The sequence below is a fragment of the Roseovarius sp. genome, assembly GCF_018066915.1.
Taxonomy (GTDB): domain Bacteria; phylum Pseudomonadota; class Alphaproteobacteria; order Rhodobacterales; family Rhodobacteraceae; genus Roseovarius.
On the sequence record NZ_JAGPVV010000028.1, the window covers coordinates 1 to 19030 of the forward strand.

Annotated in this window: 18 protein-coding genes, 1 tRNA gene and 2 pseudogenes; 6 read left to right on the forward strand and 15 right to left on the reverse strand. The window is 60.1% G+C overall.

Annotated features, from left to right (window positions below):
• The 3 genes and pseudogenes from KBT70_RS01560 to KBT70_RS01570 all read right to left on the reverse strand — a co-directional run.
• Nucleotides 1–1136, reverse strand: a pseudogene (locus KBT70_RS01560) (glutamate synthase large subunit); the annotation flags it as partial.
• Between the two features lie 48 nt (nucleotides 1137–1184).
• Nucleotides 1185–1607 carry a GFA family protein gene (locus KBT70_RS01565; RefSeq protein WP_296627972.1) on the reverse strand — a complete coding sequence of 141 codons (423 nt, stop codon included), beginning with the start codon at nucleotides 1605–1607 and terminating at the stop codon, nucleotides 1185–1187.
• Nucleotides 1608–1745: 138 nt separating this feature from the next.
• A complete protein-coding gene (locus KBT70_RS01570) occupies nucleotides 1746–3179 on the reverse strand; it encodes an NAD(P)-dependent oxidoreductase (protein WP_296627974.1) in 1434 nt (477 codons plus the stop codon).
• Between the two features lie 217 nt (nucleotides 3180–3396).
• On the opposite strand from KBT70_RS01570, the gene KBT70_RS01575 reads away from it, so the two are divergent.
• A complete protein-coding gene (locus KBT70_RS01575; RefSeq protein WP_296627977.1) occupies nucleotides 3397–4200 on the forward strand; it encodes an undecaprenyl-diphosphate phosphatase in 804 nt (267 codons plus the stop codon).
• A 3-nt stretch (nucleotides 4201–4203) separates the two neighbouring features.
• Here the strand turns inward: KBT70_RS01575 and KBT70_RS01580 are convergent, their stop codons facing one another.
• Nucleotides 4204–5187 (reverse strand): complex I NDUFA9 subunit family protein, encoded by a 984-nt coding sequence (locus tag KBT70_RS01580; RefSeq protein WP_296627979.1) that lies wholly within the window; start codon nucleotides 5185–5187, stop codon nucleotides 4204–4206.
• 146 nt (nucleotides 5188–5333) lie between these two features.
• Between KBT70_RS01580 and KBT70_RS01585 the strand changes: the two genes are divergently transcribed.
• Nucleotides 5334–5419, forward strand: a tRNA-Leu gene (locus tag KBT70_RS01585).
• 76 nt (nucleotides 5420–5495) lie between these two features.
• On the opposite strand, the gene polA is transcribed toward KBT70_RS01585, so the two are convergent.
• Both polA and KBT70_RS01595 read right to left on the reverse strand, forming a co-directional pair.
• Nucleotides 5496–8300 carry a DNA polymerase I gene (gene polA, locus KBT70_RS01590; protein WP_296627981.1) on the reverse strand — a complete coding sequence of 935 codons (2805 nt, stop codon included), beginning with the start codon at nucleotides 8298–8300 and terminating at the stop codon, nucleotides 5496–5498.
• A gap of 79 nt (nucleotides 8301–8379) precedes the next feature.
• Nucleotides 8380–8559 (reverse strand): zinc-finger domain-containing protein, encoded by a 180-nt coding sequence (locus KBT70_RS01595; RefSeq protein ID WP_037276823.1) that lies wholly within the window; start codon nucleotides 8557–8559, stop codon nucleotides 8380–8382.
• A gap of 74 nt (nucleotides 8560–8633) precedes the next feature.
• Here KBT70_RS01595 and KBT70_RS01600 point away from each other — a divergent pair, with 74 nt between their 5' ends.
• Nucleotides 8634–9563, forward strand: a complete 930-nt coding sequence (locus tag KBT70_RS01600; RefSeq protein ID WP_296628015.1) for an ABC transporter ATP-binding protein — start codon at nucleotides 8634–8636, stop codon at nucleotides 9561–9563.
• A gap of 244 nt (nucleotides 9564–9807) precedes the next feature.
• Here the strand turns inward: KBT70_RS01600 and KBT70_RS01605 are convergent, their stop codons facing one another.
• From KBT70_RS01605 to ectA, 4 genes are read right to left on the reverse strand one after another with little or no spacing between them, the layout of a single operon-like run.
• A complete protein-coding gene (locus tag KBT70_RS01605; protein WP_296627987.1) occupies nucleotides 9808–11244 on the reverse strand; it encodes an aspartate kinase in 1437 nt (478 codons plus the stop codon).
• A gap of 35 nt (nucleotides 11245–11279) precedes the next feature.
• Entirely contained in the window at nucleotides 11280–11672 is a 393-nt protein-coding gene (locus tag KBT70_RS01610) for an ectoine synthase (RefSeq protein ID WP_009817015.1), read from the reverse strand.
• Between the two features lie 5 nt (nucleotides 11673–11677).
• Entirely contained in the window at nucleotides 11678–12970 is a 1293-nt protein-coding gene (ectB, locus tag KBT70_RS01615) for a diaminobutyrate--2-oxoglutarate transaminase (RefSeq protein WP_296627993.1), read from the reverse strand.
• 50 nt (nucleotides 12971–13020) lie between these two features.
• Nucleotides 13021–13539 carry a diaminobutyrate acetyltransferase gene (ectA, locus tag KBT70_RS01620; protein WP_296628018.1) on the reverse strand — a complete coding sequence of 173 codons (519 nt, stop codon included), beginning with the start codon at nucleotides 13537–13539 and terminating at the stop codon, nucleotides 13021–13023.
• Nucleotides 13540–13785: 246 nt separating this feature from the next.
• On the opposite strand from ectA, the gene KBT70_RS01625 reads away from it, so the two are divergent.
• Nucleotides 13786–14262: a MarR family transcriptional regulator gene (locus tag KBT70_RS01625; RefSeq protein ID WP_296627994.1), complete on the forward strand. Its 477-nt coding sequence runs from the start codon at nucleotides 13786–13788 to the stop codon at nucleotides 14260–14262.
• A gap of 60 nt (nucleotides 14263–14322) precedes the next feature.
• Here KBT70_RS01625 and KBT70_RS01630 read toward each other — a convergent pair whose 3' ends face one another.
• The 4 genes from KBT70_RS01630 to KBT70_RS01645 all read right to left on the reverse strand — a co-directional run bounded on the left by KBT70_RS01630 (nucleotide 14323) and on the right by KBT70_RS01645 (nucleotide 17126).
• Nucleotides 14323–14664 (reverse strand): DUF2853 family protein, encoded by a 342-nt coding sequence (locus KBT70_RS01630; protein ID WP_296627996.1) that lies wholly within the window; start codon nucleotides 14662–14664, stop codon nucleotides 14323–14325.
• Nucleotides 14665–14835: 171 nt separating this feature from the next.
• Nucleotides 14836–15330: a DUF922 domain-containing protein gene (locus KBT70_RS01635; protein WP_296627999.1), complete on the reverse strand. Its 495-nt coding sequence runs from the start codon at nucleotides 15328–15330 to the stop codon at nucleotides 14836–14838.
• 27 nt (nucleotides 15331–15357) lie between these two features.
• Complete coding sequence (gene ahcY / locus KBT70_RS01640) at nucleotides 15358–16746, reverse strand: adenosylhomocysteinase (RefSeq protein ID WP_296628002.1); 1389 nt, start codon at nucleotides 16744–16746, stop codon at nucleotides 15358–15360.
• A 71-nt stretch (nucleotides 16747–16817) separates the two neighbouring features.
• Nucleotides 16818–17126 (reverse strand): hypothetical protein, encoded by a 309-nt coding sequence (locus KBT70_RS01645; RefSeq protein WP_296628006.1) that lies wholly within the window; start codon nucleotides 17124–17126, stop codon nucleotides 16818–16820.
• Between the two features lie 156 nt (nucleotides 17127–17282).
• Between KBT70_RS01645 and KBT70_RS01650 the strand changes: the two genes are divergently transcribed.
• The gene (locus KBT70_RS01650; RefSeq protein WP_296628009.1) at nucleotides 17283–18203 is read left to right on the forward strand and encodes an FkbM family methyltransferase; all 921 of its coding nucleotides are present in this window, start codon (nucleotides 17283–17285) and stop codon (nucleotides 18201–18203) included.
• Nucleotides 18204–18233: 30 nt separating this feature from the next.
• Complete coding sequence (locus tag KBT70_RS01655; RefSeq protein ID WP_296628012.1) at nucleotides 18234–18827, forward strand: HD family hydrolase; 594 nt, start codon at nucleotides 18234–18236, stop codon at nucleotides 18825–18827.
• Here the strand turns inward: KBT70_RS01655 and KBT70_RS01660 are convergent.
• Nucleotides 18824–19030 (reverse strand): annotated as a pseudogene (locus KBT70_RS01660) (glycosyltransferase family 2 protein); the annotation flags it as partial. The gene KBT70_RS01655 and the pseudogene KBT70_RS01660 sit on opposite strands and share 4 nt — an antisense overlap.

Consider the following 19030-nt stretch of genomic DNA (forward strand, 5'->3'; position numbering starts at 1 on the left):
CCGGCGCAAACCCAGCGACCATCGGTCATCGCGAGCGCGGCCGGTCCATCCCAAGGCTCCATCACCGAGTTGCAATAGGAATACATATCGCGCCACGACTGCGGCAGTTCTTCGGCCTGCTTGGACCAGGATTCAGGCACCAGCATGGTCTTGGCCATCGGTGCCGAGCGCCCGGCGCGCACCAGCACCTCGAACACGGCATCAAGGGCCGCACTGTCGCTCGATCCTTGCGGGATGATCGGTTTGATATCTTCGGCCAGATCGCCAAAGGCGCCGCTTGCCATGCGGATTTCATGGCTCTTCATCCAGTTGGTATTACCCTTGAGCGTGTTGATCTCGCCATTATGCGCCAGCATGCGGAACGGCTGTGCCAGCCACCATTGCGGGAAAGTGTTGGTCGAATAGCGCTGGTGATAGATCGCAAAGGCGGATTTAAAGCGCTCATCCATCAGATCGGGGTAGAACACAGCCACCTGCTCGGCCAGCATCATCCCCTTGTAGATAATGCTGCGGCAGCTCAGGCTTGCCATGTAGAATCCCATGATCCCGGCGGCCTGCACCGCCTTTTCGATCCGGCGGCGAATGACGTAGAGTTCGCGCTCAAAGGTTTCCTCGTCCAGCCCCTTGGCATCGGAAATCAGAATCTGTTCGATCTCGGGGCGGGTTGCGTTGGCCTTGTCCCCCAGACAGGAAATATCCACCGGCACATGCCGCCAGCCATAGATCGTGTGGCCCATGCGCAGCACTTCGGTTTCCACGATGGTCCGGCACTGTTCCTGCGCGCCGAAATTGGTGCGCGGCAGGAACACTTGGCCAACCGCCACCAAGCGGCTCTCGTTCGGCTCATGCCCGGTGCGGCGGATCTGATCGTAAAAGAACGAGACCGGGATTTGCAGATGGATGCCCGCGCCATCGCCGGTCTTGCCATCGGCATCGACAGCACCGCGGTGCCAGATCGCCTTGAGCGCGTTGATCCCCGCCTCGACGACGCGGCGCGACGGCTTGCCATCAATCGACACCACCAGACCGACGCCGCAAGAGGAATGTTCCTCTTCTTCGGCATACATTCCGTTCTCGGCCATCCAAGTGCGCTTGGCTGCCTCGCGTGCCGCCCAATTGCTATCGAAGTTTGCCATCGCGATCACTCCTCATCCCGCGCCGCAGCGCATCCGTTTCATTCCTCGTCACGACCGGTCCGGCACGGCGCGTTCGAACGCCTCATACTCGGCCCGCGTCACGCGCTTGTGCCCGCCCGCCAGCGTGACGCTGGTAAATGCTTGGTCTACGTAAATCTCGTGCGAGAGCGGAAGCGCACGCGCGTCATCAAACAGCCCCGGCATCACTTCGTATGGCCCGTCATCGTCTTTGATCCAGAGTTGCGTTCCGCAAACGCCGCACCACGCCCGTTCGGCAAAAGACGACGAGCGATAGCGCTCCACCGGCCCCGCCACCTCGACCGAGTCCACCGGCGCCTCCAGAACCCACATCGCCGCGCCGCTCCAGCGGCGGCACATGGAACAGTGACAGGCGCTGACAGCCCCGGCATGCGACAGGGCCGTGAGCGTCACAGCGCCGCACAGGCAATGTCCCGTCATGCTTCCCGTCATCGGTCTTAACCCTTCCTTTCGCGGTGGGTCAGGGACGCTGCCCTGTCTGTCATGTCGCGCCGTTCTCGTTGCCGATCATCGGACGTCGTGCAATCTTGTACAAAATCCACGTAAGTCACGTAAGGTTTGTAAGGTCGCTCACTCCGCCGCGACGGCCTGTGCGCCGTTCAGGTAGTTCAGGATCGCTGCCGCCGAATCGCGCCCGTCCCGGATTGCCCAGACCACAAGCGATGCTCCGCGCACGATATCGCCCACGGCAAAAACACCCTCCATGGCGGTCTGTCCGGTGGTGAACTCGGCCTTGATCGTCCCCCAACGAGTGACTTCCAATTCCTTTTGATTCCAGAGGCTTGGCAGGTCTTCGGGCTCGAACCCGAGCGCCTTGATCACTAGATCGGCGGGCGCATCCTCGACCGCGCCTTCGATCGGCTCCGGGCTCTGCCGCCCTGTGGCATCCGGCGCACCAAGGCGCATCTTCTGCACCTTGACGCTTGTCACCGGGTCGCCAACAAAGCCAACCGGCGCGCTAAGCCATTCAAACTTAACGCCTTCTTCCTCGGCATTGGCGACTTCACGCTGGCTGCCGGGCATATTCTCGCGGTCACGACGATAGAGGCAGGTAACAGAGGTCGCGCCCTGTCGGATCGCGGTGCGGACACAATCCATTGCGGTATCGCCCCCGCCCACCACAACAATTCGCTTGCCGGCCGCGTTCAACTCGCCACTCTCATACTCCGGCACATCATCGCCAAAGCACACCCGGTTGCTCGCCGTGAGGTAATCAATCGCCCGCACGATCCCCGTGGCACCGGCCCCCGGCCCTTCCAGATCGCGGCTCTTGTAGACCCCGGTCGCAATCAGCAAGGCGTTGTGTTTCTTGCGAATTTCATCAAAACTGATGTCAGTGCCCACATTGCAATTGAGCACGAATTTGACGCCACCTTGCTCAAGCTGTTCGACCCGGCGCATGACCACGTCCTTTTCCAGCTTGAAGCCGGGGATACCATAGGTCATCAACCCGCCGCCCCGGTCATAGCGATCATAGACCGTGACCTGCACCCCTGCCCGCCGCAACACATCCGCCGCCGCAAGTCCGCCGGGGCCCGCACCGATAATCCCAACGGAATCAGCACGTTCCACACTCGGCTTGATCACCTCGACCCAGCCCTCTTCCCAAGCGGTGTCGGTGATATACTTCTCAACCGCGCCAATCGTGACCGTGCCATGACCCGATTGCTCGATCACGCAGTTGCCCTCGCAGAGCCGATCCTGCGGGCAGATGCGCCCACAAATCTCGGGAAAGGTATTGGTCAACTGGCTGATTTCATAAGCTTCTTTCAGCCGCCCTTCAGCCGTTAGGCGCAGCCAGTCGGGGATATTGTTGTGGAGCGGGCAATGGCTCTGGCAATAGGGCACACCGCATTGGCTGCACCGCCCGGCCTGTTCCTTGGCCTTGGCATCGGCGAACTCGGCATAGATTTCATGGAAATCTTGCCGCCGAACTTCCGCGCCGCGTTTCTCGGGCATGTCCCGCTCGACGGTCACGAATTTCAGCATGGGTTGCTTGGCCACGGCTTTTCCTCCCGAGTCAACTGGTTGCGCAGGTTTACAGCACTCCCCTTTGGATTAAAAGTCATAAACTATGACCTATTATGAATTATTTTCAAACCATCCGCCCGCATGGTTCAGGGTTTTTTCATAAATTGATACCGATCCGGACCTACAATCAACTTTGCCTTTTAACCACAATACTTTATACGATTTCAAAAACAGGCTCAGGACAGGCATCATGGCGCTCTTTCACATTTTTCTCGTCGCCATCGTGCAGGGCATCACCGAGTTTTTGCCGATTTCATCGTCGGGCCATCTCATCCTTTTGCCGAATCTCCTGCATATTCCGGATCAGGGCCAGATCATCGACGTGGCGGTGCATGTGGGCACACTCTTTGCCGTGATCCTCTATTTCTGGTCCGACCTGCGCGGTGCCATCTTTGGTCTTCCCCGCCTGCTCATGGGGCGCGCCGACACGCCCGGTGCGCGGCTTGCGCTGCTCTTGATCGTCTCGGCAGTTCCGGTGATGATCGCTGGGCTGTTGCTCAAACTGTCGGGGTTCAATGAAGCGCTGCGGTCCGTTGCGGTGATCGGCTGGGCCACGCTCATCTTTGGCGCGCTGCTCTATTGGGCGGATCAGAAAGGCGAGACCGTCAGAACCAGCGAAGGCTGGACCCTGCGCGATGCCATCCTGCTCGGCCTGTGGCAGGTTATTGCGCTCATTCCCGGCACGTCCCGTTCTGGCATCACCATCACCGGGGCGCGGGTCATGGGCTTTGCGCGTGAAGATGCCGCGCGCCTCTCGATGCTGATGTCGGTGCCCACGATCATCGCCAGCGGTGTGCTCTTGGGGGCTGAGGCGGTTATGACGGCTGATATGGGTCTCATCCGCGACGGGGCGATTGCGGCGGCCCTCGCCTTTGTCGCCGCGCTCTTGGCGCTCAGCCTGATGATGCGCCTCCTGCGCAGCGTCAGCTTTACGCCCTATGTGATCTATCGCATGGTCCTTGGCGTGGCCCTGTTGGCCATCGCCTATAGCTGAGGATCAGCGCGCGCGCAGGTTCTTGGCCGATTCCTTGATCGCCGCATATTGCCCGGCCGGACGGAACCGCCAGAGGTAATCCGGCAGCACGGCCCCGATGGCAACCGGCGTGATGCCAAGCGCGTCAAAGCCCTTGGCCCCGTCCGCCACGACATTATCCCGCCGCAGGCTGCGCACCTGATCGCGGGTGATCTGCGGCGGCACAAGGCCAAGCGTCAGGGTTTGCACCAGTTCCATCGCCCCGGCCATCAGCGCCGCCACTCCAAAGGGAATGTTTGCAATCAAACGCCGCCGCCGGATCACCTGCAACATCTGCTGCATCAGACCACGAAAGCTGACAGCCTCTGGCCCGCCAAGCTCGTAAATCCCCGGCGCGGCGCGGCCCATGGCCCCCATGACCGCGGCCTGCGCCACGTCATCCACATAGACCGGTTGAAACCGCGTATCGGCCCCCACCAAGGGCAAAACGGGGCCAAACCGCGTCATCCCGGCAAACCGATTGAAAAACTGATCCTCTGGCCCAAAGATCACCGAAGGGCGCAGGATCACGGCGTTGGGGAAATGCTTGAGGATTCCCGCCTCTCCCGCCGCCTTGGAGCGGGCATAGTGGCTGTCCGAAGTGGCATCCGCCCCAATCGCCGACAAATGCACCAGATGTGTCACGCCTTCCTCTGCCGCGATCCGCGCGATCCGATTGGCGCCCTTGTCCTGCACGGCGTCAAAGCTGTTCTTGCCCTTGCGGTCAAAAGTGCCCACGCAGTTCACCACCGCATCGGCCCCCTGCATCACCGCGCGCACGGATGCATCATCGCGGATGTTGCAGAACACCGGTTCGACCTGACCGACCACGCCATAGGGTTTGACATGCATCGCCTCATTTGGACGCCGCACCGCCACCCGCACCCGCCAACCGGCCTGCGCCATGCGCCGTGCGATATAGCGGCCCACGAACCCTGATCCGCCGTAGATGGTGACAAGCTTTGACATGTGGGCCTCCGAGGCTATGCGCGTATCCTCACTGTCCTACCGCTCTCGCGCGATTTGGACAAGACGATATGGCAATTGCAACCAAGCGACAAAATCGCCGTTGACACCATCCGGGCCGAGCGATAAACGCCTGCCTCACGACACCTGCCCAGGTGGCGGAATGGTAGACGCGCTGGCTTCAGGTGCCAGTGGCCGCAAGGCCGTGGAGGTTCGAGTCCTCTCCTGGGCACCACTATCCCTGAGGGGATCGTTTCTGTCGAAAAACCAGCCCAACCAGCCCAGCCGATTACAGGTTCGCGCGCAGACGCCTAATGCGCCTCGGCCCAATTCTTGCCATGGCCCGCATCCACCACGAGCGGCACGTCGAGATGCACCGCCGGGTGGGCCGCCCCCTGCATGACCGTGCGGGCGGCGTCGATCAGGCGCTCGACGCTGTCCTCGGCCACCTCAAAGATCAACTCGTCATGGACCTGCAACAGCATCTTGCACGGCAGCCCCTCAATCGCGGCGGGCATGCGGATCATGGCGCGGCGGATGATATCGGCTGCCGTGCCTTGTATCGGCGCGTTGATTGCGGCACGGCGGGCAAAGCCGGCGCGCGGGCCCTTGGCGGCAATCTCGGGCGTGTGGATCTTGCGCCCGAACAGGGTCTGGACATAGCCGTGATCCTTGGCAAAGGCGATGGTGGCGTCCATGTAATCCTTGATGCCCGGAAACCGTTCGAAATAGCGGTCGATGAATCCCTGTGCCTCGCCCCTCGGAATCCGCAGGTTACGCGCAAGACCAAAGCCAGAGATACCGTAGATCACCCCGAAATTGATCGCCTTGGCCTGACGGCGTATTTCGGGCGTCATCTGGTCGAGCGGCACGTTGAACATTTCTGATGCGGTCATGGCGTGGATGTCATGCCCGTCGCGGAACGCCTGCTTGAGCGTCTCTATCTCGGCCACATGCGCCAAAATCCGAAGCTCGATCTGGCTGTAATCGAGACTGACCAAGCGGTTGCCGGGAGCCGCCACAAAGGCCTCGCGGATACGGCGCCCCTCTTCGCTGCGCACGGGGATGTTTTGCAGATTGGGATCGGACGAGGAAAACCGCCCCGTGCTGGCCCCGGTTTGCAGATAGGAAGTGTGGACGCGCCCCGTATCCGGGTCGATATGATCCTGCAGCGCGTCGGTATAGGTGGATTTGAGCTTGCTCAACTGCCGCCAATCCAGCACGCGCGCTGGCAGATCATGTTCGGTTGCCAGATCCTCCAGCACGTCGGCACCGGTGGCATAGGCGCCGGTCTTGCCCTTTTCCCCACCGGGCAATCCCATTTCGTCAAAGAGGATTTCGCCCAGCTGCTTGGGCGAACCGACGTTGAAACTGCGCCCCGCCAATTCGTGAATTTCGGATTCGAGCGCTGCCATTTTCTGCGCGAACTTGCCCGACATGGCGCGCAGCGTGTCGCGATCCACCAGCACGCCGTGCCGCTCCATCCGCGCCAGCACCGGCACCAACGGGCGCTCCAACGTCTCGTAGACGGTGGTGACTTGGGCGCGGTGCAATTGCGGCTTGAACGTCAGCCAGAGGCGCAGGGTGATATCGGCGTCCTCGGAGGCATACTTGACCGCTTCGGCGACCGGCACGCGGTCAAATGTGACGGCGGATTTGCCGCCGCCAAGCAGGGATTTGATCGGGATCGGGGTATGGTTCAGATAGCGCTCCGAGAGCGTATCCATGCCATGCCCATGAAGCCCGGCATGCAGCGCGTAAGACATGAGCATCGTATCGTCGATGGGCGTCACGGTGATGCCATGGGCGGCCAAGATCTTGGCGTCATATTTCATGTTCTGCCCGATCTTGAGAATGGCGTCATCCTCGAGCACGGGTTTGAGGGCGTTCAGAACCTCCTCCAGCGGCAATTGCCCCTCGGCCCGCTTGTCCGAGCCAAAGAGATCATCCGCCGCCCCGTCCTTGTGCGCCAGCGGGATGTAACAGGCGCGGCCCGGTGCCGTAGCCAGTGAAATCCCCACCAGATCGGCCTGCATCTCGTTGAGCGAGGTGGTCTCGGTATCGAAGGCGACGTAGCCTTGGGCACGGATGGTGGCGATCCAGGCGTCCAGCGTCGCGCGATCCGAAACGCACACATAGTTAGCAGGCTCTATCGCGGGCCAATCGGGTGTTTGCTCGGGCGCGGCATCAGAGGGCTGCGCAACAGGCTCTGGTATGGTCGGTGCCTCTTTGCCCAAGGCGTCGGCGATGCGTTTCGACAGGGTGCGAAACTCCATCTGCGCCAGAAACCCCAACAAGACCTCGGGATCGGGATCACGCACCTCCAGATCGTCAAGCGAAAAGTCGAGCGGCGTGTTGCAATCCAGTTGCACCAGACGCTTGGACATCTCGATCTGCGCGCGCTTTTCGATCAGCGTATCGCGGCGCTTGGGCTGCTTGATTTCTTCGGCGCGGTCGAGCAGCGCCTCAAGCGAGCCAAACTCGTTGATCAAGAGCGCTGCCGTCTTGATCCCGATCCCCGGTGCGCCTGGAACGTTGTCAACGCTGTCCCCGGCCAGGGCTTGCACATCAACCACCCGGTCTGGGGTCACGCCAAATTTCTCGCGCACGCCCTCGACATCAATGCGCCGGTTCTTCATCGCGTCCAGCATCTCGACCCCGTCGCCGACAAGCTGCATCAAATCCTTGTCAGAGCTGATGATCGTCACCCGGCCCCCTGCGTCGCGCGCCTTGCAGGCCAGCGTGGCGATGATGTCATCGGCCTCATAGCCCTCGATCTCTTCGCAGGCGATATTGAAGGCGCGCGTGGCCTCGCGTGTCAGCGGCATTTGCGGGCGCAAGTCCTCGGGCATCGCCTCGCGGTTGGCCTTGTAGTCGGGGTAGAGATCGTTGCGAAACGTATGGCTGCCCTTGTCAAAGATCACCGCCACATGAGTGGGCGCGTCATGGCCATTGTTGCCCTCGACATAGCGTTGCAGCATGTTGCAAAATCCCGCCACCGCCCCGATGGGCAGGCCGTCAGATTTGCGCGTGAGCGGTGGCAGCGCGTGATAGGCGCGGAAAATGAACGACGAGCCGTCGATCAGATGCAGGTGACAGCCTTTTCCGAATGACATGGGTTGCCCTCCCGATCAGGCTTCTTCTTGGTGAAAATACTCACATTCCGACGCCCGATCCGGGCGCCTGGTCGAAGGCTCAGACTTTGCCCTCAAAGTCCTTGTGGACCAGCTTGGCATCGCAATAAGGACATTCGACAAAGCCCGTCTCGTGCGGGATTTGCAGCCAGACGCGGGGGTGGCCCAAGGCACCCTCGCCCCCGTCGCAGGCGACGCGGTAGCTGTCAACGATGCGGGTTTCCGGTGCCTGCGTTACCATCGGGGCGTTTCCTTTTGCCGTGCTTTCCACTAGGTGCGAATATGAGTGAACACAAGCCGAGGGGCAAGAGCAGCATGGCGTCCAATGCCATTGAAATCCGCGGATTGACCAAGACCTATGGGGGTGGGCGCAACAGCCCCGAGAAACAGGCACTCAAGGGCATCGACCTTGATGTGCCGCAGGGGTCGGTTTTTGGTCTCTTGGGGCCGAATGGGGCAGGCAAATCGACGCTGATCAACATTCTGGCGGGATTGGTGGTCAAGACCTCGGGGCAGGTGACGATCTGGGGCTTTGATCAGGACCGCAACCCGCGTCAGAGCCGGGCATCCATTGGGGTGATGCCGCAGGAATTGAACCTCGATCCGTTCTTTACGCCGCGCGGTGCGCTCGAAGTGCAGGCGGGGCTTTACGGTGTGCCCCGACGCGAACGGCGCAGCGACGAAATTCTGCGCCTGATCGGGCTGGAGGACAAGGCCGAGGCCTATGCGCGCACCCTGTCAGGCGGTATGCGACGGCGTCTGCTCTTGGGCAAGGCGCTGGTGCATCATCCGCATATCCTTGTTCTGGACGAACCGACCGCCGGTGTGGACATCGAATTGCGCCAGATGCTCTGGGAAAATGTGCGGCGGCTGAACCAGCAGGGCATGACCATCATCCTCACCACACATTACCTCGAAGAGGCCGAGGAAATGTGTGACGAGATTGCCATTATCAATCTGGGCGAGGTCGTGGCGCGCGACAGCACCGCCAATCTCTTGGGTCGCCTTGACCACAAGACGATGATCATCCAGCCCGACAAGCCCGCCGCAACCCTGCCGCAGGCGGAGGGGCTGAGCGTGACCAAGCGCGGCGATGGGGCGCTGGTCATCACCTATAAATCCGGCGCCACCTCTGCCGAAGAGGTGCTTGCTGCCGTTCATGCAGCCGGAATCACCATCCGCGATGTGAAAACCGAACAGGCGGATTTGCAGGATGTGTTTCTGGATCTGACCCGGAGCCGGTAGCGCCCGTGACGGGATCGTCGAGCGTTCCAGCGAAACCAAAACGGAGGATGCCAGCAGATGCCGACACCCTCCGTCCCCCACGTGCTCCCTACGCACCACACGTGTAACTTGATCAGGTCTCGGCCATACTGGCCCGAATAAATCCACCTTACGCCAAATGCGCGGCACCTCCAAACAGAGAGTGCCGCGCATTCGTTTCAAATTGTGCCTGCCGCCCGATGGGTGGGTGAGAGCCACGGCCCTGTCAGGCGGCCTTTTTAGGGAGTTGCGCCACCGTGCCCTCGATCAGCGCCCGGTGCAGCGCGGTAATCCCCGCCTCCATCTCCTTGGCGCCAAGGACGAATTGCACATCCACGCTGCGCGGCGTCTGATGCGCGGCGATCACCTCGATTCCTGCGTCTTCCAGTGCCGCGAGACCCCGGCTCAGCACGCGCAGACCGCTCAGATCACGCCCGATGGGCGACACCAGCGACAGCGTGCGGGCCGAGACCTTGGCCGAGGGGTAAATCTCTTCCAGATCCCGCGCCACGCGGCGAACCACCTTGAGCGAGGCGTGCACATAATGGGTGATCGTGTTGGCGTTCGATGTCTTGGACACGATCCAGACATTATGCCGCTTGAGCGCCTCGAGAATTGCCGCGTCATAGCCTTTGACGCCCACCATATCCTGCTCAAAGAGTTCCAGCGCCACGACTTTCAGCCCGGTCACGATCTCCACGCTCGGGGTATCGGTTGGCTGATCGTCAATCAGTGTCCCCGGATCGCCGGGATCAAAGGCATTCGTCACCCTTAGCGCCACATCCGCCTGACGCAGGGTCTTGGCCGCCTTGGGATGAATCGCCTCCATCCCGAGGTTCGAGAGCTGATCCGCCACGTCATAATTGGTGTGGCCCAGCTTGCGCACCGCTTCTTCGCCCACCAGCTTGGGGTCGGCAGAGGAGAGGTGGAATTCCTTGTGGATGATCGCCTCTTTCGCGCCGGTGTAGGCGGCGATATTGGCAAAAGTCACCTCGGAATAGCCCCTGTCGAATTCGCGCATCAGCCCTTCGGTGCATTGCGCATAGCCGGTGACAATCGGCATCTCGCTGCTCAAATCCACATCCGACAGCCCCGCCGCGATCCGCTCGGACAGGCTATGCTCGCTCTCATCACGCCAGCCACTCAGGTCGATGAAGCGTGCATTTACGCCCGCCCGCTGCAACAGAAGGGTGGTGACGAAGGCCGAATGCGATTCACCCAGTCCCGACAGCAATTCCCGAATGACCAGCATGTGATCGCTCAGGCGGAAATGCCCATAGGAACACAGCCGTTGCAGATCAAAGAGGCACGAGCGCGCGCCCTCGATCCGCTCGCGCACGAACTCATCCGCCATGCTGCGGTCGCCTGGATTGTCGAGGATCTCGCCATGCGCCTCGCGCATCGCGCGCCCCACCTCGGTCAGCGCATCGAGCCAGCCGTGATCGTCATCCCCGTTGGCAAAGCGTGCATAGACCCCCGGCGTGCCGGATTTCTTATGCTCCAACAACTTGTTGGTGATCCCGCCAAAGGCTGAGACCACAAAGATACGGTGATAAAGCGCGGCACCCGACCGGTCCCCGACAAAGAGCGTGCCGAGCAACTCGTTCACGCGACTCATGGATGTGCCGCCAATTTTTTCGACGGTATGGTCTGGAAATGTCATATCCCTCTATCCGGGTTTAAACCCGGACCCTTTTGTCAGGCGCTTTCCAGCGCGTAAGAGCCATCGGCCTGATGCACCTCTTTGCCTGTCACCGGCGGGTTGAAGCAGCAGGCCATGACCAGCTCTTCTTCGGCACGCAGGATGTGGCGATCGTGCTTGTCGAGCGCATACATCACACCGGGCTTGATCTCATGCGTCTCGCCGGTGGCAATATCGGTGATCGAGCCTTTGCCCTGCATGCAATAGACGCTCTCAAAGTGGTTCTTGTATTCGAACGTATGTTCCGAACCCGGCTCGAGGAACGTGATGTGGAACGAAAACCCCATCCCGTCATCGGCCAAGAGCATCCGAACGCTCGACCATTGCGCGTCCGACACGACGCGGCTGCGCTCTTCTTCGATGATCTTGTTGAAATCTCTGACAATCATTGCTGTTACTCCGCTGCAAGTTTGTGTGTCTGTGTCACCTCACGCGCCGCCGCTTCGAGGATGCCCAATCCCTTTTTCAGGGTTGCTTCGGGCGTCGTCAGTGCGGCCAGCACCTTGACGACCTCATCATGGGCGCCAGAGGTCTCGATGATAAGCCCGTTTTCAAAGGCGCGGGCGCAGATTGCCGCAGCAAGCGTGCCACAGCCCACATCGACCCCCTGCATCATGCCACGCCCCTTGAGGCGGGAGCCGGGAATACCATCGGCGATCCGCATGAGCGCGTCGCGCAGGATTTCGGATTTTGCCGTGATGGATTTCTGGAACGCATCATCCGACCAGAACTTTTCAATCGCCACCCGCGCGGTGACAAAGGCATGGGTGTTGCCCCGGAAGGTGCCGTTATGCTCGGCTGGCCCCCAGATATCATGCTCGGGCTTGATCAGGAGCGCGGCAAAGGGCAGGCCCATGCCGGAAAAGCTCTTGGCCATCGGGATGAGATCGGGCTCGATTCCCATCTCCTCAAAGCTGAAGAATGTGCCGGTGCGCCCGCACCCGGCCTGAATGTCATCGACGATGAGCAGCGCGCCGTGCTCTTTGGCCAGCCGGGCGATGCCCTGCATAAAGGCGGTAGAGGCGGCATTGAGCCCGCCTTCGCCCTGCACCGGTTCGATGATAAAGGCGGCCGGGGCATCGACACCGCTTGATGGGTTGCCCAGCATTTCCTCGATGATCCTGAGGCTATCCACATCCGGCCCGAAGGCACCCTCATAGGGCATATGCGTGGTGCCGCAGAGCGATCCGCCGCCTGCGCCCGCGCGCTTGCCCGCGTTGCCGGTGCAGCTAAGTGCACCCATGGTCATGCCGTGAAACCCGTTGGTAAAGGCAATGATGTTGCGCCGTCCTGTGACCTTGCGTGCCAGCTTCATCGCTGCCTCGACCGCGTTGGTGCCGGTGGGGCCGGTCATCATCACCTTATAATCGATGCCGCGCGGTTTCAGGATGATCTCCTCGAACGCACGCAGGAAATCAGCCTTGGCGCCTGTGTGCATATCTAGGCCATGGGTGATCCCATCGGCGGTGATATGCTCAATCAATGCCGCCTTCATGTCCGGGTCGTTGTGCCCGTAGTTGAGCGATGAGCACCCGGCGAGAAAGTCGATGTAGGTATTGCCTTGGGCATCGGTCATCTCCGACCCCTGCGCCTTGACAAAGGCGGTGGGGAAGCTGCGACAGTAGCTGCGTGCCTCGCTCTCGCGGCGGGCAAAAATTTCAAGGTCGGCTGACATGTCAGTCGTCATAACGTGTTCCTTCTTGTGATTGGGAAATGGGCGGGCAGGGGGCCTGAGGATCAGGCCGCCTTTTTCATCCGCTCTTTCATGGCGATCGTGACCATGTATTCGGTGTCGTGCAGATCGTTGAAATGCAGCGATTTCGAGAAATACGGTGTGCTCGACAATTCGCCGTCGTTCAGATCGCTGAACTTGCGAAAGAGCGCCCAGCTTGCGGCGTTGTCGCGGGTGATCGTGGTTTGCACACGGGTCACATCCTTGCAGATGTCACGCGACAAGAGCCCGCGCAGCATCAGCGTGCCAAGCCCGGTGCCCCGCGCCTTTTCCGACACGGCCACTTGCCAGACAAAGAACGTCTCGGGGTCATCGGGCAGGATATAGCCAGACACCCAGCCGACAATCTCGCCGCCCATCTCGGCAACGATGCAGGTGTCGCGGAAATGATCGCATTGGATCAGGTTGCAATACATCGAGTTTTCATCGAGCGGCTTGCAGGCCTGAATCAGCTCCCAAACAGCCGCGCCATCCTCGGACGAGGGCTTGCGCAGGGTGGGCAGGGCTTTCCGAAACATTTCCATCGCATGTCGCATCGCTGAGTGACCTCTCTATTTGCTTCGTGTTACTAAATATAACAAGAGTGCTCATAAATCAACCTTTCCGATCAAAAATACGCTTACAGCGCATTTTTGCGCGAAACCCCTTAATTTTCTGCGCTAAATGCCCTATATATTTAATTAGCGAACTAAATTAGTTTCTCAGGAGGAATGAAATTGCAATTGAGCGACAGCTTTGCAACCATTACAGCCATCACAAGAGGGGCTCGGATGGACCGCACAGACCAAAGCTTGATCGCCCTGCGTCGCATCCTGCGTGCGACAGAGATCTATGGGCGCAAACTCGCAACCGCTGCGGGGCTGACGGCGGTGCAATTCCGCGTGCTTCAGATCGTAGCTGAACGGGGCAGTTGCACCGCCACCCAGATTGCCCAGCAGATGCGCGTGTCTCAGGCGACCATAACGGCCTTGGTGGATAAACTGGTGAAACATGGCGTGGTCACGCGCGAAAAGTCCCAGACCGATCGCCGCCAGACCAACATCGTCATCACCGAGGCCGGGCGCGATACCATCCGACGTGCCCCGGACGCGCTGCAACAGCGCTATGTGCGCAAATTCGAGGCGCTTGCGGATTGGGAGCAGGCACAGCTTGTGGCATCGCTCGAGCGGGTTGCAACTCTGCTTGATGCCGAGGATATAGATGCCGCCCCGGTGCTCGATACGAGCGATTTCCGCACCCATTCCTGAGCCAGAAACAAGAACACCCGCCAAGGGGCGGGCGCTCTGATATTCGGTGGGATCATCGCCTCAGCGATAAACGGCTTCCTTGCCGAAATGCTTGGTCAGCATGTAATAGATCACAGCGCGATATTTGTTGCGCTCGGATTTGCCATAGGTCTCGATCACCTGATTGATCGCATCCATGAGCGCCGGGCTATCGGCCAGCCCCAGTTTCTTGACGAGAAAATTCGTCTTGACCGTCTCAAGCTCTGCCGGTTGACCGCCTGCGACAGTCGAGGCATCGGCGTTGTAAATCGCCGGACCACAGCCAATCGTCACCTTGGTCAGCAGGTCCATATCCGGTTCCATCCCGCATTTATTCCGCAGATCATCCGCGTATTTCGCGATCAGGTCGTCACGCTTTCCCATCAATTCTCTCCCTATTTTCCCGGCAACCGGCCGGCTTTTCGTTATACCCAGCCCCACAAATGACGCTTTGGGCACGATAGCCGGGGATTTTTCCCGGACAAAGGGAAATTTTCCGCAATGCTCCCCTTGGGCGAAAACCCAAAGACATCGCGCCTTGCCGTCGGGGAGGGGCTAGTTCAGCACCACACCCTGCTTTCGACCGTGATCGGTTTTCTGGTCGAACTTGATGTCGATGGCGTTGTATTTCTTGAGGATCGCATCCCCGCCCACACAGCCCGCGCGTTCGATTTCTTCGGCGGCGGCAATGCCATGGCGCCCATGCTGCCGTTCATGCTCGGTCAATGCGACCAGCATGGTGTCGAATTTCTTGCGCACATCGGCGGGCATCTTGGCGGGGTTCTTGTGCTTTGGAAGGGTAATATCGACGGTGACGCTCAATTTGCAGTCGCCGGTCCACTTTACATACCATCCGGTATAGGCCCAATATCCTTTCGGGCCTTTCTGATCCATTTCCTGTGCCAGCCCTTCTAGAGAGGTGGCAGACACCGTGTAGGTCTTGATGGTTTCGGTGACTTTGGGCTTGGCCTGCGCCGCAGTCGTGCCGATCAGCAAAAGTGTCAGGCCGAGGGCCAGGACACCGAGATCAAAAATACGTTCTTTCAACATCGGTGTCCTGTCCAATAGCCGGTCTGATCAGTAGCGGTAATGCTCAGGCTTGAACGGACCTTCAGGGCTGACCCCGATGTAATCCGCCTGATCGACGCGCAGTTGCGTCAATTTGACCCCAATGCGGTCCAGATGCAAACGCGCGACTTTCTCGTCAAGATGCTTTGGCAGAACATAGACTTCGTTGCCGTATTGGTCGCCCTTGGTCCAAAGCTCGATCTGCGCCAACACCTGATTGGTGAAGGAGGCAGACATCACAAACGACGGGTGGCCGGTCGCATTGCCGAGATTCAAGAGGCGGCCTTCGGACAGAAGGATGATCCGGTTGCCCGAAGGCATTTCGATCATGTCCACCTGTTCCTTGATGTTGGTCCATTTATGGTTCTTGAGCGCGGCCACCTGAATTTCATTGTCGAAATGGCCAATATTGCCGACAATGGCCATGTCCTTCATCCCGCGCATATGCTCGATGCGGATCACGTCCTTGTTGCCGGTGGTGGTGATAAAGATGTCGGCGCTGTCGATCACGTCTTCCAGCACAACCACTTCAAACCCGTCCATCGCCGCCTGAAGCGCGCAGATCGGGTCTACTTCAGTCACTTTCACACGCGCACCGGCACCGCGCAGCGACGCGGCAGAACCTTTGCCCACATCGCCATAGCCGCAGACGACGGCAACTTTGCCGGCCATCATCGTGTCGGTGGCGCGGCGGATACCGTCCACAAGGCTCTCTTTACAGCCGTATTTGTTGTCAAACTTCGACTTGGTCACAGAGTCGTTGACGTTGATTGCCGGGAAGGGAAGCTGTCCCTTCTTGTGCAGGTCATAGAGACGATGCACGCCGGTGGTGGTTTCCTCGGACACGCCCTTGATCTGGTCGCGCACCTTTGTAAACCAACCGGGGCTGGCCTTCATCCGCTTGGCGATTTGCGCCTTGATCACTTCTTCCTCTTCCGAGGCGGGCACCGGGATGATGTCTTCGCCCGCTTCGGCGCGCGCGCCAAGCAGGACATAGAGCGTTGCATCGCCGCCATCGTCGAGGATCATGTTCGGGCCGTCTTCGAACATGAAGGATTTGTCGAGATAATCCCAATGCTCTTCAAGGCTCTGCCCTTTGATTGCGAAAACCGGGGTACCGCCAGCAGCAATCGCCGCCGCGGCGTGATCCTGCGTGGAAAAGATGTTGCAGGACGCCCAACGCACATCTGCGCCCAGATCCACCAGCGTTTCGATCAACACGGCCGTCTGAATGGTCATGTGCAGGCTTCCGACGATCCGGGCGCCCTTGAGCGGCTTGGCCTCGCCATATTCCTTGCGCAGGGCCATCAGGCCCGGCATTTCGGTTTCCGCAATGTCCAGTTCCTTGCGCCCATAAGCGGCCAGGCTGATGTCCTTGACGATATAATCATTTGCCATGTGGGGGTGGCTCCTTGCATGAGAATTTTGCAAGGCAGATAGCACTCACTCCCCCTTTCGGCAATGCGCGATTAGCCCGCAACCCCCTCTGGGTCAGTTGGTGTGGTATCCTGCCAGTTCTGGCCTGTGGCGATCACGCAACTCAGCCCATCTGACCGGGTCACAAAGACGGTGAAACTGCCGGTCTGATCCGAGGCCCAGATCTCGAGCAATTGTAGCGGGCTTTGCATGCCGCCACCTGTCAGATGCTCGGAATAGCGCCCCTCGAGGTGCTCAATCAGATCGGCGCGTGGCAGGCAGGTCATCGGTTGCGCGTGGACGGGCGGTGCGAGTGCTGCGGCACCAAAGATGACTGCGGTGGAACAGAGACGTTTGAACATGGCCTTTCTCCTCAGCTTGGCGCATCTGCGCCGGGGTTCCATGCCATCAATCTGGGGAAGCGAGGATCGTGTTGCGCTAAAACTCCGCGCACAAGCGCGTGTGGCGTTTGTGTTTAGGGTTTGCGTCCAGAGCGGCCATTGCCTAGGTCTGTCGCCATGATCGCCTCGCATCGCCTCACCTTCTCCAGCCCTTCCGCGCGGCTGCAATACATCCTCTTGATGGGGCTCTTTCGCCTCGCCGTCACGCGCGGGCTCTATGGACGGTTTGCGCGTGGGCTTGGGCGGTTCTTTGATCCCGAGAACGCGGTGATCCTGCAAGACGGGGAGGCCGCGCCCTATCGCATCCTGCTCAACGATGGCTATTGGACACGCTTCGCGCTCTATTTCGCGCCTTATGAGCCCGAGGTCGATTCGGTGCTGCGCGCCGCCGCCGGGGCGACGCCGCTCTTTTGCGATCTCGGCGCGAACATGGGCTATTGGACCACCCGCGCCGCGCCGCTCTTTGAGCAGGTCATCGCGGTCGAGGCGTCGGCGCGGACATTCGAGCGTTTGCAGGGTAATGCGGCCGCTCTGCCGGGCGCGACGCTTCACCGCGCGGCGATTCATGCGCGGTCAGGTCAGGTGCTGACTTTTGTGAACACGCATCTCAGCCATGCCTCTGCCCGGCTGATGGGCGACATGCCAGCAGGCGCGCAGGACCGGACCGAGACCGTGACCACGCTTGCGATTGACGATCTTGTCCCCCCCGGCACCGCCGCGCTGATCAAGCTTGATGTCGAAGGGGCCGAGATAGATGCCATCACAGGTGCGGCCCGCGCTCTGAGCGAAGGCTCTGTGCTGATTTACGAGGACCACGGCAATGATCCGGACTGCACAGTGAGCGCGCATTTGTTGGCGCACCCAGATTTCCGTCTCTATTCCAGCCAGAATGGCCTGATTGCCATGCCCGACATTGCCACGATCCGGGCGCTCAAGCGTGATCCGTTCAAAGGCTACAATTTTGTTGCGGCGCGCGCCGACTCGCCTCTTCTGGCCGGGATCATGCAGGGCTTTGCAAAATCGGCCAAGCCGCGCTAGGCAGGATCGTCCAAGTTCCTAGGAGGTCGCATGCCCAAACCCCGCGCCTGGCAAAAGATGCTTTCGGGTCGCAGGCTCGATCTTCTTGATCCAACGCCTGTCGATATCGAGATCGAGGATATTGCCCATGGGCTTAGCTTTGTTGCCCGCTGGAACGGGCAGACTGTAGGCGACTTTGCCTATTCGGTCGCCGAACATTCCCTGCTGGTGGAAAGGCTCTATTCCCGCCTTACACCGTCATCCCCGGCCAAATGGCGACTGGCCGCACTCTTGCATGATGCACCGGAATACGTGATTGGCGACATGATTTCTCCGGTCAAGAACGCGGTTGGGCCGGGCTATGACGATCTTGATAAACGGCTTGCGGCGGCGATTCATATCCGCTTTGGCCTGCCTGCTACCATCCCGCCTGAGATCAAGAAGCAGATCAAGCAGGCCGACAAGATCAGCGCCTGGATGGAAGCGACTGAAATCGCGGGGTTCTCGGTGGCTGAGGCGGATCGGTTCTTTGGCAAGCCTGACCCTATGCTCATGCAGGGGCTTTGCATTACTCTGCGGCCGCCGGTCGAGACCCGGCAAGACTATACCGCGCGGTATCAGGCGCTTATCGCCGAGATAGGCTAAATCCAGCCGCCGCGCGACATGAGGCCCATCGCCTCGAGTTGGCGCCAGCCAACCAGCCGGGTCGAGCCTTCGCACCATAGGTCCGGGTCGGCCTGCAACGCGTCATAATAGCCCTGATAGAGACTACTGTTGGCAAAATGCTCTTGCCGCGCCTTTTCTTCGGCAGAGCGCTCGACCACGGTGTTGAGAAACTTGCTGTGCAG